Origin of the sequence: Lysinibacillus sp. NPDC095746 (genome assembly GCF_044763535.1) — a bacterium.
GTDB lineage: Bacteria > Bacillota > Bacilli > Bacillales_A > Planococcaceae > Lysinibacillus.
This window is the reverse complement of sequence record NZ_JBIWGL010000042.1, coordinates 1-13,854: the sequence shown is the minus strand read 5'-3', so window position 1 is coordinate 13,854 and position 13,854 is coordinate 1. Positions and strand designations below refer to the sequence as shown.

Below are 13,854 nucleotides of genomic sequence, written 5' to 3'. Positions count from 1 at the left end.
TCAAAAAGAAAATAGTCCAACTAGGTTTCGTTGTTTTTTTCTGCCGCGTTTCATCGACTACCGTTTTCTTTAAGTACCGTCGGAAATTCGGAGGCTTAATTCCTCTTCGTATATTTTGCACTAGAACCAACACTGTACCATCAAACATCGCAATAATTTCATTGAACAAAACCATAGACATATGAGACATCGATTTTTGGAGAAAGCGAGGGTTCAAACCATTCGTCATTGTTTCATGTACGAAAAAAGGATTGAAACGATTCATGCCCTTATAAACGAAGCTAAAATCTGACCCAGATTTTAGTTTTTCGACATACGATTGAATTGCATATCATATTCTAAAATGTATAATTTTTCACAACGATAATTTAAGGATACTTAAACTTTTCACCAAAACCTCATCCCAGCATATTCATCGACATATTATATTTCATCGGGGAATAAGGAGATAACCAGATAATCTGTAAACTTTAAAACTTTCCCTTTTCTAATATGGCTTTTCTATGAAATGTGGCATTATGTTTAATTTTTCGACAGACAATAAGAGGCATAGTACCACTCAAACAAGTTCCCCGTATTATTCCAAGAATAAAAACAAGTCACGATTTTCTGTGTTCCACACTGACCTGTGACCACATTCAAACTTTTGTAACGTTTGTCGTTGGCATCACCAAGAACCTTTCCCTTTTGGGCACAGGCTTCTATTCGCAGTCATAACATTCGTCAATACCTCAGTGACGAATATAAAAAACTCTCTTCAAACTAAAGTATAAGGGAGCATTAATTAACTGAATGATCATGCATTTAAAGAGGAACAAAACAATATTTGCTTTCGGTCTTTTAGACCCAAGGCTGGAATGGAGGTTCGTATGAAAGTAGTAATTCTCGCGGGAGGTTTTGGTACTCGCATAAGTGAAGAATCGCATTTACGACCTAAGCCGATGATAGAGATCGGCGATGCACCGATTTTATGGCATATTATGAAGATTTACTCTCATTATGGCTTCAATGAATTCATAATTTGTTGCGGTTACAAGGGACATATGATTAAAGAATACTTTGCCAACTATTACATACACCGCAGCGATATGACATTTGACTTTACAGCCGAGAACAAGATGATTGTACATGCAAACGTTGCGGAGCCATGGAAAGTTACCGTTGTTGATACGGGGTTGCACACACAAACTGGTGGACGTATTAAGCGCATTGCACCCTATATCGGCAATGAGCGGTTTATGATGACTTACGGCGACGGAGTCAGTGACATTAATTTAACAAAACTCGTACAGACGCACGAAAATTCAGGAAAGATTGCCACATTATCCGCGATTCAACCAGGTGGACGATTTGGCATGCTTAACATCAACGACCTTGACGGAACAATAACTGGGTTTCATGAAAAGGCGCAAGAAGATGGTGTTTGGATAAACGCAGGGTTCATGGTGATGGAACCAGAAGTCTTTGATTATATAGATGGAGATTCAACGATTTTTGAGCGTGAGCCGCTTGAGCGCATGAGCGCGGATGGCAAGCTAGGTGTCTATAAGCATAACAAATTCTGGTCCTGCATGGATACGGCTCGGGATAAAGGGGTACTTGAAGCGGATTGGGCGAGTGGCAATGCGAAGTGGAAAGTGTGGGTGGATTAAATCATCAATCTTTTCGGTGATAGTGCGGAAATAGTCTAAACCAGCAGAGGATACCGTATATATGGTTATGAACTGGATATGGATAACTTTAGCAAAGCGGCTGTCCGCCAACTAGAATGTCACACTGGTACTAAAGGGATTATAGAATTCAGAAAACGAATTACTTTTTACTCATAATGCAACAACTTTGCGGAATCGTCACTTATTTACAGCATATCTAGCATAGAGGAATACCACGTTCTGGTATTTGCTTGACTATTATTTTGAAGATAAGGAATACAGTGTATTGCCACCTTTCATTAAAATGGATATTAAAGACGCTACATGGTTCCACAGAAATAATTAAGCAAGGTAAACCAAAACTTACAATTTACATATACCAAAATCTAGAAGAAATTTCTAAATTACCGAGGACAATACTCGGTATTCAGAATAATTATATGTGCTATGACACCATATTGTATGTGGGATAGGAGGAAAAAAATGCGTATTGCCGTGTTTGGACTTGGATTTGTCGGACTGACCACTGCGCTCGGTTTTGCGGACAAAGGTTTTTCTGTGTACGGATATGACATTAACAAAGAGCACTGTGCAGTGATATCCGGCGGAAAAGTCCCTTTTTTTGAGCCAGGATTGGACGACGCGCTCGCGCGGAATCTCGGAACAGCATTCATCTTAGTGAACAGTGCAATAGAAGCGGCGTATAAGAGCGACATCTGTTTTTTCTGCGTTGGAACGCCGAGTCTGCCTGACGGTAGCGCGGATTTGGAACATTTGCTATTTGCAATTGACAGCGTTCTTGAAACAGTCTCCCCAGACTGTGTGCTTGTCGTAAAATCCACGGTTCCACCGGGAACGCTTAGCGAACGAGTCACGCCGCATGTCCGTGCAAAGGGAGCAAACAATCCGGTTGTGGTAAACCCGGAGTTTTTGCGCGAGGGTAGCTGCTGGGAGGATTTTATAAACGCTGACAGAATTGTCTGCGGCGTGACTGACGATATAGCAAAAAGTATGCTGGCGGAGCTCTATATGCCGTTTGGCGCGCCACTTCATTTTGTAGAGCCTAATACGGCTGAGTTTATTAAATATTTATCAAACTCCTTGCTTGCAGCACTAATCAGCTACTCAAATGAGATGGCTCTACTAGCAGATGCAGTTGGCGGTATCGAAACGGCAAGGGCGTTTCGCATTCTGCATGAGGACAGCCGGTTTGCCGGCGCTGAAATTAGCAGCTACATATATCCCGGCTGTGGTTACGGTGGGTATTGCCTGCCGAAAGACACAGCAGCCCTTGACGCTGTCGCACTAAGCCGAGGATTCACGCCGCGAATACTTGAAAATGTAATTTCTCTTAATAACGAAATGCCAGATCTGACTGCTCGAAAAATTGCTCGTGCGGCAGGCAAAAAAACTGAGAAAATCGGTATACTCGGTCTGTCGTTCAAACCAGGCTCTGATGACGTCCGCGACAGCCCAGCGGTGAAGATCATCAAAACATTGATACGTGACGGTTATGTTAATATTTATACCTATGACCCACTCGCTATGCAGAAATTTCAAAACATGTACAGACTTCCCATTACTTATTGCGAATCGGCGCACGAAGTGTGCAAAACTTGCCGCACGGTCGCACTTGTGACCGCTTGGGAAGAATTTAAAGAAATTGATAAGACCTTTCCAGATACACACTTCGTCGATTGCAGGTATTTCTTAGAAAATTAAGTTTAATTGGACTGACGTGGCAAAACATTTGGTATAGATAAGGAATGGTGAACAATATGTCGGATAATAGAATTTTACTAGAGGACTTGCGGCGCATCATGGATGGCTTAACAGAGTACGAGCGCAGCGCTTTAACAGGAAGGAAAATATTTATAACGGGCTTTGCTGGCTCCCTTGGATTTATGCTGGTGCAGTTTTTTGCCCACTATGGGCAGATACTTGGTGTAAAACACATATACGTGCTTGATAATTATATTTTCGGAAAGCCCAAGTGGGTCCACGCAATAGAAAGCCACCCCCTGTTTACGGTGCGCGAGGGCGATGTCATTCGGGAGGATTTTTCGTTTGCCGGCGACGCGGACCTTATTTTTCATATGGCGTCACTGGCGTCTCCTGTATACTACAGATTGCATCCAATCGAAACGATGGACGCCGACGTTGTCGGGCTACGGCGCCTGCTTGACTTTTACAGTGGCAGAGGCATTTTCAATTTGTTGTTTTACTCCACCAGCGAGGTTTATGGCGATCCTGAACCAAAAATGGTGCCAACGCCAGAAAGCTATTGGGGCAACGTTAACAGCTCCGGACCACGCTCCTGCTATGATGAATCAAAACGGTACGCCGAAACGCTCTGTTATAATTTTCATTATCAGAAAGCCTTCCCGGTGACGGTGTTACGGCCGTTCAATAGCTTCGGACCCGGACTACATTCAAATGATAAACGCGCCCCAGCGGATTTTGCGATGAATATTTTGCAGAATGAACCAATTGTCTTGTACAGCGACGGTAAAGCGACTCGTACCTTCTGTTATACTTCGGATACGACGCTCGCGTCGCTAAAATGCGCGTTGTACGCGCGATACGACATCTTTAATATCGGTAACGACACGGAAGAAATGACGATTTTGGAATTAGCGGAGCTATATCGTTCCGTTGGGAATTCCCTCTTCGGGTATAACGGGAGCATCATATTTAGTGAGCATACAGACAAACATTACAATACAGACAGCCCACAGCGCCGCTGTCCGGATTTAAGCAAAATAAAAACAGTACTGGCTTACACGCCGACCGTAGATACGCGTACTGGAATAGAACGGTATTTGAGATATTTAGAAATGAACGGGAATAATGAAAAATAGATCATAAAAGAGGTGTAAATATGCAAATGTCTGGGCAGAGACCGCTTGTAAGCTTTATCGTAAGTGTATACAATCTAGAGCGTTATATTGGTGCGTGTTTGGACAGCATCATTATTCAGCCCTTTGATGATTATGAAATCGTTTTGGTTAATAACAATTCTACTGACGGAAGTGATGCCATTTGTAGAGAATACGCAAAGCATAATAAACAGATACGATATTACGCGCTGACCGGTGAGTCGATCTTCGGCAGGGCGGTCATATACGGCACCCAAAAAGCGTGTGGGCAATATATACATTATATAGATGGTGACGATATGTTAGCTCCGGGCGCATATGGCGAAATAGCAAATATTTTACGAAACAATGCTCCCGATGTGCTTTTCGGGCGGTTCAGTACTGTTTTAGAGGAAAGTATCATTAATTTTACTGACACATCTTATCAAACTGAACGTATTAACGGGCGAGATAAGGATCAAGCTCTTGAATACCTAACCAAAGTACAGCCATTTAATATAGCAACGTGGCGACTGATTTTTTCACGAAAATTACGGGAGTATTATAATGCGTCCATAAAAAGTTTAAAGACGCCAGCGAATATTTACCATGATGTCTACGTATCTATCCGTACTTTGCTCTCGGCTCACTCGGTACACTATGTTGACATGTTGGTTTACTTATACCGTGTCCGTTCTTCATCAATTTCGAGAATACCCCCACCCAAGGCTGTCTCGGAGTGCTGCAAACTGTTGCACTCCCTGACGTTGTTGATGCGCTGTGTGGCAAAAACGGAACAAGAGCGAGGTTTTGTCCGCGTCTATATGGAACAATTTCGTTACCAACTCATTGCTGCATTATGCACCGTAAGCAATGAACAACTAACCGAAAGCGCCGCCGAGATAGATAGATACTTGGAGCAAAAAAATTTGGAAGATACGGACACGAGCTCGAAAGACTACGGCTGTTCTGTAATTGATACACTATTATCAGAGGGCACTGTAGTGGGCCTTGCCAGTTTACGAGTACAATACTTTAACATAATTGAGCAAATGGCCAGGAAAGTTTTAACAAAGAAGGGACATATATATATTGCTCCAACGGGCCATATTGGTTTATATTTAAAAACTGCTTTTGAGGCAAGCAACCTTTCTTTTTCTGGTTTTTTTGACAACGATGTACAAAAAAATGGAATGTTAGCTGATGGAATTCCTGTTTACCTCCCTGCCGCTGTAAAGAAAATTGCTGGTGACAAGCCAATCACAATCCTGATTGTATCCGGATATCAAAATGTGAGAGAGGAACTCAGGAGACAGTTTATCGCGCTTGGTATTGATGAAAGCGATTTGCTTTTCGTCGAATTCTAACATTTGGAGAGGTGTCTATGCCGTTTATTAGCGTTATTTTGCTTACATACAACCGTGAGCAGTACTTGCCAGCCATGCTGGACTCCTTGCGGAATCAGACATTCGGTGATTATGAGCTAATTCTAGTCAACAATGGTTCAACAGACGGTACAGCGGAACTCTGTACCACTTACGCAGAAGCGGATGCGCGAGTGAAACTATTAACAATTTCGCAAAACAACGGTGCATCGTCTGGACGCAACAGCGGTCTTGCTGCCGCTACAGGCGAATATGTTGTATTTGTGGATGACGACGATCGATGCGAGCCATCGATGCTCTCGTTTCTCGCCGATCTTGCACGTGAAGAGAATGCCGACATTGCTATGTGTGGTAGCTATAACGATTTCGGGGATAGGCTGGAGCCGTACTTCATTTGCAATGATCGGTTCGTTTTTGATCGATTACAGGGATTAAGAGAGTTATTAAAACGTCGCCTTTACAACGCCGCGCCACCGCCCAAGATCTTTCGGCGCAGTTTGTGGACGGGACTGTCATTCCCGGACAATGTACTGGTGGACGACATTCACGTTATCTACAAGGTATTTGAGCGAGCAGGGCGAATAGCTGTGTGGAATATGCCGATGTATTATTTTAGGAAGCACTCGTCCAACATGACGGCGTTTATACATAACAAGCAGATGACGCCGGAGTTGCTTGATGAGTATTTGGCGATGTATCAAACACGGGCAGAATACCTCTCCAAACGTGCACCGGAAATTGTTGAAGATATTGAAAAATCTTTGTTCGCTTTTATGCAACGTATGTGTGAGAACATTAAATCAAATAGCTTAACGGGCTTTGAAAAGCAACTAGAGTATATGATAAATTACCTAGTTAATCAGGGAGAGTAATCAACTACGCCAAGGCGTAATTGCGTCCGGATTTTTGAATTGTGCCAGCACAATTCATTCCTTTGAAAATCCGTGACATCCGCCGGAGTCTTTGGGCCAACAAGATGCTTCACTCAGTCGTTGCCACAGGACGTGGCGTTCTTAGACTGAGTTTCTCTATTTCAGTAGGTGTTTGGACACCCACTGAAAAGGTACCAAAATCGCATTCATCTCACCACCTATAGAGGTGGAAGTCTTCCGCTGAATAAAGATAAAAAGCGGGTCGCCAAAAGATATGCGAATTTTCCAAATTGATATAACTGACGCCTGTACGCTGGCCGATTCAAATTGCACACGCATTTGTGGTAACTACAAGAAGCCCTTCTTAATGTACAAAGAAACATTCTGTATAAACGCACATAATCTATAGGAGATGAAAAAAACGTGAATTTATAAAAATATTTCTATATGCTTAGGGGATGATGTTGCTTGAAAAAGTGTATTTTCTACACATACGCTTATAATGCGGAAAAAACGATGGCGCGCGCGATTGAAAGCGTTATTGCCCAGACTGACCAGAATTGGGTTTGGTATTTATTAGATAATGCTTCGACAGATGGAACGGGCGAAATCATCAAACAATATGCTTCCAAAGATTCGCGTATTATTGCGCTTAGAAACAAGCAGAATCATGTTCATGAAAAAGGGCATAGTTGGACAGAAATAATTGAGAATTACGATGAAAGCGATTATTTCTGTTTTCTCGATGCAGACGATGAATATAAAACGAACTTCTTGACGAATATGGGACGATTTATATCAAATCACAATCTCGACGTTGCCGCTTGTGGACATGATTTTATCGATGAAACAACCAAGGATCTAATTGCTGTTCGCAGATTGGGTCAAAACCTCATATTAGATACACCAGAAATGTTTAACACATATTTTACTGATTATCATCAGTTTATGAGGACAGTATGGTGCAAACTTTACAAGGTGTCGGTTTTACGCAGGTTTAATTTTTCACGTATACCAAGTTTGCACTACGGTGCAGATACACTGTTTACAATTGAAAATTTTCGTAATGCCAGCCGTGTCGGTATCCTCGCAGACTCATTACATAAATACTATATGAATCCACATTCTTCTTCGCATCAGTTAGACGCTAGTCGTATTACATGCGACCGTATACTTGACGATACAACACGCGCGTTTCTGATTGAAAAGTGCGGAGCCATCAGCCTGCAGAACGAGCAGTTTCTTCATGTTGTCTACTATAACGGAATATACGACACGATAGGCGTTATACTTAAGGAAACCTTGACACAATATGCAAAACTGCAAAGCCTGTATGATGTATTAACCCACAAAAAAACCAAGGAACTGTTCCAACAAATCGCTTTTCCTGATGAGGAGTTGGATTTACTGCGCACTCCAGTTACAAACTGGCTTGTTGGACAAAAAAAATATCAAGCCTTTAACAGCGCTGAAATGACCGTTGAAATACTAATGGCCATCTATCCACACTTATCTCAATTTATAAAAAAAGAAACGCTGAAGTATTTACTATTGGAAATTCCTGATATGATCCCATATGTTCTACGAAAAGACTACAATAGCATTATTGAACGTTTTCAATCTTGGTATAAAACTCGCAATGTAGATGATCCCTCGTTAACAGAAATAGAAATCATGGCGTATCTTGCCGTAAAGCCGGATGACCAGCTACTGTTGCTTTTTTTAGACATCAAAAAGAAACGACCTTTGTCGTCAAAAAAATTGAATATTGACTCGCAAATTGCCAATCTACTCACAAAGTATCCTTTACTCCAAAATATCAGTGGCGACTTAGTAGCTATTTTTACAAATACGGTTCGTTGGATAATGAAGGGCGATCTTAACCGTGCGTTTGATGAGTTTATCTATACTTCACAAAACACTGAAATACCTGACGCTGAAGCTTATATCTTGTTAGGTCAAAACTTGTCAGCTGCTTTAAAAAATCTCTGAGGCATATACATTTCCGCACGATTAGGAACTTGCCAAGTTCACACAATTATTACCGAATGACGTACGTTTATCTAATTTAAAGAATGATCCTGAATCTACTGAGAAACAACAACAGCAATCGCGCTAATTCCAGTGGGTGTAGTTTCGTTAGTGGGGGTACCATAATAGTACCTCTTTTTAATGCCTTCAATATCTGCACTAATAACTTGTGCATCTAAACGCCTTTCCAATTATTAATATCGTAATGCCACCATTCCACTGCATAATTCGTAAACCCAGCCAACGTCATACAGTTAAATAACGTCGATGCTTCCACGCCTCCCTTTTTCCCCTCTGGATGCTGTTCAAAATAGCGTGTCGCAGATTTTTCACTTATTTCATCAAACGCTGTACCTAAATTTAAAGCATTGCCATCTAAATCTCCTAGTGTTTCATCAATCGCCCCGCCTGTTAAATAAGAAGCCAAATGACCATGATCAATGCTTGGAAACGCACATACTTTCGCATTTCTCTTTCAACCTCTTGCTCAGTTAAATACGAAACCTACTCTATTATTAATGGTAAAAGGATTACCTTGTTTAACTAGATTTGTATCTGCATAAATAAAAGAAAAACTCAATCATGAAAGAATTGTTTTACTCGAATAATTCCGTTCGGAAGTTTTGCATAGAAGTAAATCGAACTACGATTATCTATTGTGTCCTGACGCAATGAAAAATTAAAGATATTTTGCAGTTGTTTATCAATCGGTAGTAACGGGCTAAAGTTAATATGCTCTACCATTTCATCTAATGACATCCCATCATTCATAAAGTTCAAATTCATAAGCTTCCACTTTATGTCCATTTCGACCAATTGTAGTCTGTGCCTGTGAAAGTGAATTTAAAATGGCTTCCTCGGTTGCTTCTGCAGCTGCTGCAAATAATTGATTCATAATAGGATGATCCTCACGTAGTTGTGTACGTGTTTCGACAAGCTCATCTGATTGATGAGCGATACGGTGTGCTGTTGTAAAGCCAATGACTATATCCCCACTACCATGTGAAAAGTGACTGCCTGTACGTCCAAGACCAATGCCACAGCGTTTAATAACACGTGTCAGTTGACGATTACTAAGTGGGGCATCTGTGGCTAGTACGATGATAATGGAGCCATCTGATGGAGATATTGTCGATTCGCTTTGACCGCTAGTAGCAACATAGTGGTGTGCTAAAAAGTCAGAGCTTTGCCCGAAATTACTGAGGACCATACAGCCTACCATATAGTTCGTTGACCCATGTGTCACAATTCGAGAAGATGAGCCAATCCCACCTTTATAGCCAAAGCACATCATTCCTTTCCCAGCACCAACTGCCCCTTCCTCTGCAGTTTCAGTGGATGCCTTGCGAATCGCTTCCAAAGCATGCTCAGGTGTAATTGGACATTCCCGAATGGAATTTAAATAACTATCATTACATTCCCCAACTACGATATTAATAGTTCCTGTTGAAAGTCCTATTTCACTATTCGTATCTAGCATAAACTGTAGCGTTCCCTGTGTTACAGCTGGAACGCCAAATGTATTCGTTAGCATAATGGGTGATTCAATAACCCCAAGCTCATTTACCTGCACGAGCCCTGTCGTTTTACCAAAGCCATTTATGACATAGCTTGCAGCAGTAACCTTTTGCTGAAACAAATTGCCTTCATGCGGTAAAATCGCAGTTACTCCTGTACAAGCATAGGCGCCGTCTTGATTCATTTTCTCATCAAGTGTCACATGCCCTACACGCACGCCAGCTACATCCGTAATACAATTTTTCTCACCAGTTGATAATGCGCCAACGACGATCCCCATTTCTCGTACTTTTTTTGGCATATTAGTCATTCCTTATGCATCGCCATATTTACAGCAGCCTGTGCATGTAAAACTGTTGTATCAAAAATAGGTACGTTCACATCTTCTTGTTTAATAAGTAATCCAATCTCTGTACAACCTAAAATAATGCCTTGTGCGCCTGATTGCACAAGATTCTCTATCACCTGTAAATAATAGTCCTTCGACGCTTGTTCAATTCGACCCAAGCATAATTCTTCATAGATGATACGATTGACTTCAGTGCGCTCCTCAGCTAGCGGAACAAGCACTTCAATGCCAAATCCCTCTATTCTAGCTCGATAGAAATCTTGCTCCATCGTGTACTTTGTTCCAAGAAGGGCCACTTTCTGTAAACTAGCTTTTTCTATTTGATTTGCTGTCGCATCAGCTATATGTAAAATTGGAATGGTGATTTTTGCCGTTATGATATCAATAACCTTGTGCATTGTATTTGTACAAATAACAATAAAATCTGCCCCTGCACTCTCCAGAGATTGCGCTGCCTCTGCAAGAACTTGCCCTGCCTTTTCCCACGCTCCCTCAGCTTGATAATGCTCAATTTCTTGAAAATCTACACTATATAAAATACATTTTGCTGAATGCAAGCCTCCTAATTGTCGCTTTACCTCTTCATTCATCAGGCGATAATACTCTGCAGAAGACTCCCAGCTCATACCGCCAATCATACCAATTGTTTTCACGCATACTCCTCCTTTAATTTTACTACTATATAATCATTCTATCTCAAATAAGGAAATTTTCAAAAAGTTTTTAAACCTCTCTTTTCAAAATAGCCAATATCTAATTAATAAGATGGGTATAGAAGCAACAACAACATTTATACTAATAAAAAAGTAAATACCATCCTTCAAATCAATGCTAATAGCATACACAAAACCCATTAAATCAGAAATGATCAATACAACGATAGATGAAAACTTAGAAATAAAAAAGTGACAATTCCTGCAACTATCCTAATCACCATATCCATCAGCAGAAAACGTCATACGTAACCTCCTTTTATTACAATATGCATTTTTCTTTTACATCATTATATTATTTTCTCACAGTAAAGCTTCTACAGATGGTTCATCACAATATCTATTCTAAGTATAAGTAAGTCCTTCACTGCACTTGCATTTGAACTAGATATTTCAACTATTGGAAAAATATTTAGCAATAAAATCGTTTTCTAAAATTCAGTATTTTCAAAAAGTGGATATATTACAAAAAAACAGTGTAAACTGAAGCGTATTGAGATTGGAGGTAAACAAAATGGAATGGATATCGAATATTGTAAATGAGACTAATAGTATTTTATGGACATATTTCATTATCACACTATTATTAGCTGCAGGGTTTTATTTTTCCTTTGGCACAAAGTTTGTTCAAATTCGACTTTTCCCTGAAATGTTTCGTTTAATAGTGGAAAAAAGAGATGGAGAGTCAGGTGTTTCTCCGTTCCAAGCATTCACGATTAGCGCAGCCTCGCGTGTAGGTACTGGGAATATTACAGGCGTTGCATTAGCAATCGGAGTAGGTGGACCAGGAGCAGTATTTTGGATGTGGATCATCGCCATATTAGGAATGGCGACTGCCTTTATTGAAAGTACGCTTGCACAGGTGTACAAAGTAAAGGATGGCGATACGTTCCGTGGTGGACCAGCCTATTATATGGAAAAAGCATTAGGCCAACGAAAATTAGGGATTATTTTTAGTATTCTTTTAACGTTAAGCTTTGGCTTTATTTTTAATGCTGTACAATCGAACACGATTGCAACTTCTGTTGGTGAGGCATTCCATATTAAACCTTATATCATTGGTATTATGTTAGTTGTGTTAACGGCCATGATTATTTTTGGTGGCGTACATAGAATTGTAAAAGTTACGCAAGTACTTGTACCCGTGATGGCAGTTTTCTATTTAGCTGTAGCCCTTTTTGTTGTTGTGACAAATCTGTCTGAAATACCTGCCGTTTTCAAGCTGATTTTCACAGAAGCGTTTGGTCTTAAAGAAGCAGCTGGTGGAGCAATCGGAACTGCTATTATGCAGGGCGTACGCCGTGGTTTATTTTCAAATGAAGCCGGTATGGGTAGTGTACCTAATGCCGCAGCTACAGCAAATACGTCACACCCTGCAAAACAAGGATTAGTGCAAAGCTTAGGTGTATTCTTTGATACAATTATGATTTGTTCTGCAACAGCGTTTATCATTATTTTAGCGGGTCTATATAATACAGGTGAAAGCAATGGAATTATTCTTACACAAAATTCCTTAGCTGTACATGTAGGTTCATGGGCTCCTTACTTTATCGCTATTGCTATTATTTTCTTTGCCTTTAGCTCCATCGTAGGAAATTACTATTACGGTGAATCTAATATTGAGTTTATGAATGCGCATAAAGGCTGGATGTTTGGCTACCGTATTTTAGTTCTTGTTATGGTGATGTTTGGTTCTCTTGCACAGGTACAGCTAGTTTGGAACTTAGCTGATCTGTTCATGGGACTAATGGCTATCATCAATATTACAATCATTATATTACTTGGTAAAATTGCCTTCCTCGTGTTAGACGACTTTACAAAACAAAAGAAAAACGGCAAAAACCCTGTATTTTATGCAAAATCAATCCCAACATTGAAAAATACTGATTGCTGGGAAGAAGATCGATAATTATTGAAAAACGCCATTCCTCTGTTGGGGAATGACGTTTTTTTATGGAATCAATTATGTCTCGGTATAATGCCTTCCAGAATTGGCATTGTGCTTAGGCCTGCAAATGTTTTTTGCGCGAAAGCGTAACAGCAGCAGCAGCACCGAGGTGGTCACTCAGGCATTTTCACAGGTTGTGAAGTTTTTTAGCCTGAGTTCCTTTATTTCAGCGGGTGTTTGGACATCCTCGCATACATCTCACCACATATTTAGGTGGGAGACTTCTGTAACTGTCGTTTCTTACGTTACACAAGACATTTCGCTAAAGATGTTAATATTTAAATTGACTAATTAGCTGCTTTAGCTCATCAGCCATATGCGCAAGAGCTTGTGCAGAAGCATTAATTTCTTCCATTGAAGCTAATTGTTCCTCTGTAGACGCTGCAACGTCCTCTGAAGCAGCTGCATTTCCCTGTGCAGAGAATGCTAAATCCTCCGTAACAGCTGTCACCTCTTGTACACTTGCTGACATTTGTTCAGATGCAGAAGATACCTCTTCCATTTTAGGAGTAATTTTATCCATACTCG

The 13,854-nt window shown here is 40.7% G+C and carries 11 protein-coding genes and 1 pseudogene; 7 read left to right on the top strand and 5 right to left on the bottom strand.

The features are described 5' to 3' along the window. The first annotated feature begins 869 nt into the window (after window positions 1-869). From rfbF to ACIQ7N_RS21595, 6 genes are all read left to right on the top strand, one after another. The gene (rfbF, locus tag ACIQ7N_RS21620; RefSeq protein ID WP_402936103.1) at window positions 870-1,652 is read left to right on the top strand and encodes a glucose-1-phosphate cytidylyltransferase; all 783 of its coding nucleotides are present in this window, start codon (window positions 870-872) and stop codon (window positions 1,650-1,652) included. A 483-nt stretch (window positions 1,653-2,135) separates the two neighbouring features. Then, window positions 2,136-3,374, top strand: a complete 1,239-nt coding sequence (locus ACIQ7N_RS21615) for a UDP-glucose dehydrogenase family protein (protein WP_402936101.1) — start codon at window positions 2,136-2,138, stop codon at window positions 3,372-3,374. Window positions 3,375-3,430: 56 nt separating this feature from the next. Beyond that, complete coding sequence (locus ACIQ7N_RS21610; protein WP_402936099.1) at window positions 3,431-4,513, top strand: NAD-dependent epimerase/dehydratase family protein; 1,083 nt, start codon at window positions 3,431-3,433, stop codon at window positions 4,511-4,513. A 20-nt stretch (window positions 4,514-4,533) separates the two neighbouring features. Next, window positions 4,534-5,877: a glycosyltransferase family 2 protein gene (locus ACIQ7N_RS21605; protein WP_402936097.1), complete on the top strand. Its 1,344-nt coding sequence runs from the start codon at window positions 4,534-4,536 to the stop codon at window positions 5,875-5,877. Between the two features lie 17 nt (window positions 5,878-5,894). Then, window positions 5,895-6,767 carry a glycosyltransferase family 2 protein gene (locus ACIQ7N_RS21600; RefSeq protein WP_402936095.1) on the top strand — a complete coding sequence of 291 codons (873 nt, stop codon included), beginning with the start codon at window positions 5,895-5,897 and terminating at the stop codon, window positions 6,765-6,767. Window positions 6,768-7,235: 468 nt separating this feature from the next. Further along, on the top strand, window positions 7,236-8,759 hold the full coding sequence (locus tag ACIQ7N_RS21595; protein WP_402936093.1) for a glycosyltransferase family 2 protein: 1,524 nt from the start codon (window positions 7,236-7,238) through the stop codon (window positions 8,757-8,759). A 214-nt stretch (window positions 8,760-8,973) separates the two neighbouring features. Here the strand turns inward: ACIQ7N_RS21595 and ACIQ7N_RS21590 are convergent, their stop codons facing one another. The 4 genes from ACIQ7N_RS21590 to ACIQ7N_RS21575 all read right to left on the bottom strand — a co-directional run bounded on the left by ACIQ7N_RS21590 (window position 8,974) and on the right by ACIQ7N_RS21575 (window position 11,318). Further along, complete coding sequence (locus tag ACIQ7N_RS21590; protein ID WP_402936091.1) at window positions 8,974-9,225, bottom strand: M15 family metallopeptidase; 252 nt, start codon at window positions 9,223-9,225, stop codon at window positions 8,974-8,976. A 149-nt stretch (window positions 9,226-9,374) separates the two neighbouring features. Next, complete coding sequence (locus ACIQ7N_RS21585) at window positions 9,375-9,584, bottom strand: hypothetical protein (RefSeq protein ID WP_402936089.1); 210 nt, start codon at window positions 9,582-9,584, stop codon at window positions 9,375-9,377. Then, window positions 9,562-10,617 carry a DmpA family aminopeptidase gene (locus tag ACIQ7N_RS21580; RefSeq protein ID WP_402936087.1) on the bottom strand — a complete coding sequence of 352 codons (1,056 nt, stop codon included), beginning with the start codon at window positions 10,615-10,617 and terminating at the stop codon, window positions 9,562-9,564. Before ACIQ7N_RS21580 ends, ACIQ7N_RS21585 begins: the two co-directional genes overlap by 23 nt. Before the next feature lie 5 nt (window positions 10,618-10,622). Next, entirely contained in the window at window positions 10,623-11,318 is a 696-nt protein-coding gene (locus tag ACIQ7N_RS21575; protein WP_402936085.1) for an aspartate/glutamate racemase family protein, read from the bottom strand. 574 nt (window positions 11,319-11,892) lie between these two features. Between ACIQ7N_RS21575 and ACIQ7N_RS21570 the strand changes: the two genes are divergently transcribed. Then, window positions 11,893-13,287: an alanine/glycine:cation symporter family protein gene (locus ACIQ7N_RS21570; protein WP_402936083.1), complete on the top strand. Its 1,395-nt coding sequence runs from the start codon at window positions 11,893-11,895 to the stop codon at window positions 13,285-13,287. A gap of 310 nt (window positions 13,288-13,597) precedes the next feature. Here ACIQ7N_RS21570 and ACIQ7N_RS21565 read toward each other — a convergent pair. Next, window positions 13,598-13,854: pseudogene (locus tag ACIQ7N_RS21565) on the bottom strand (chemotaxis protein); the annotation flags it as partial.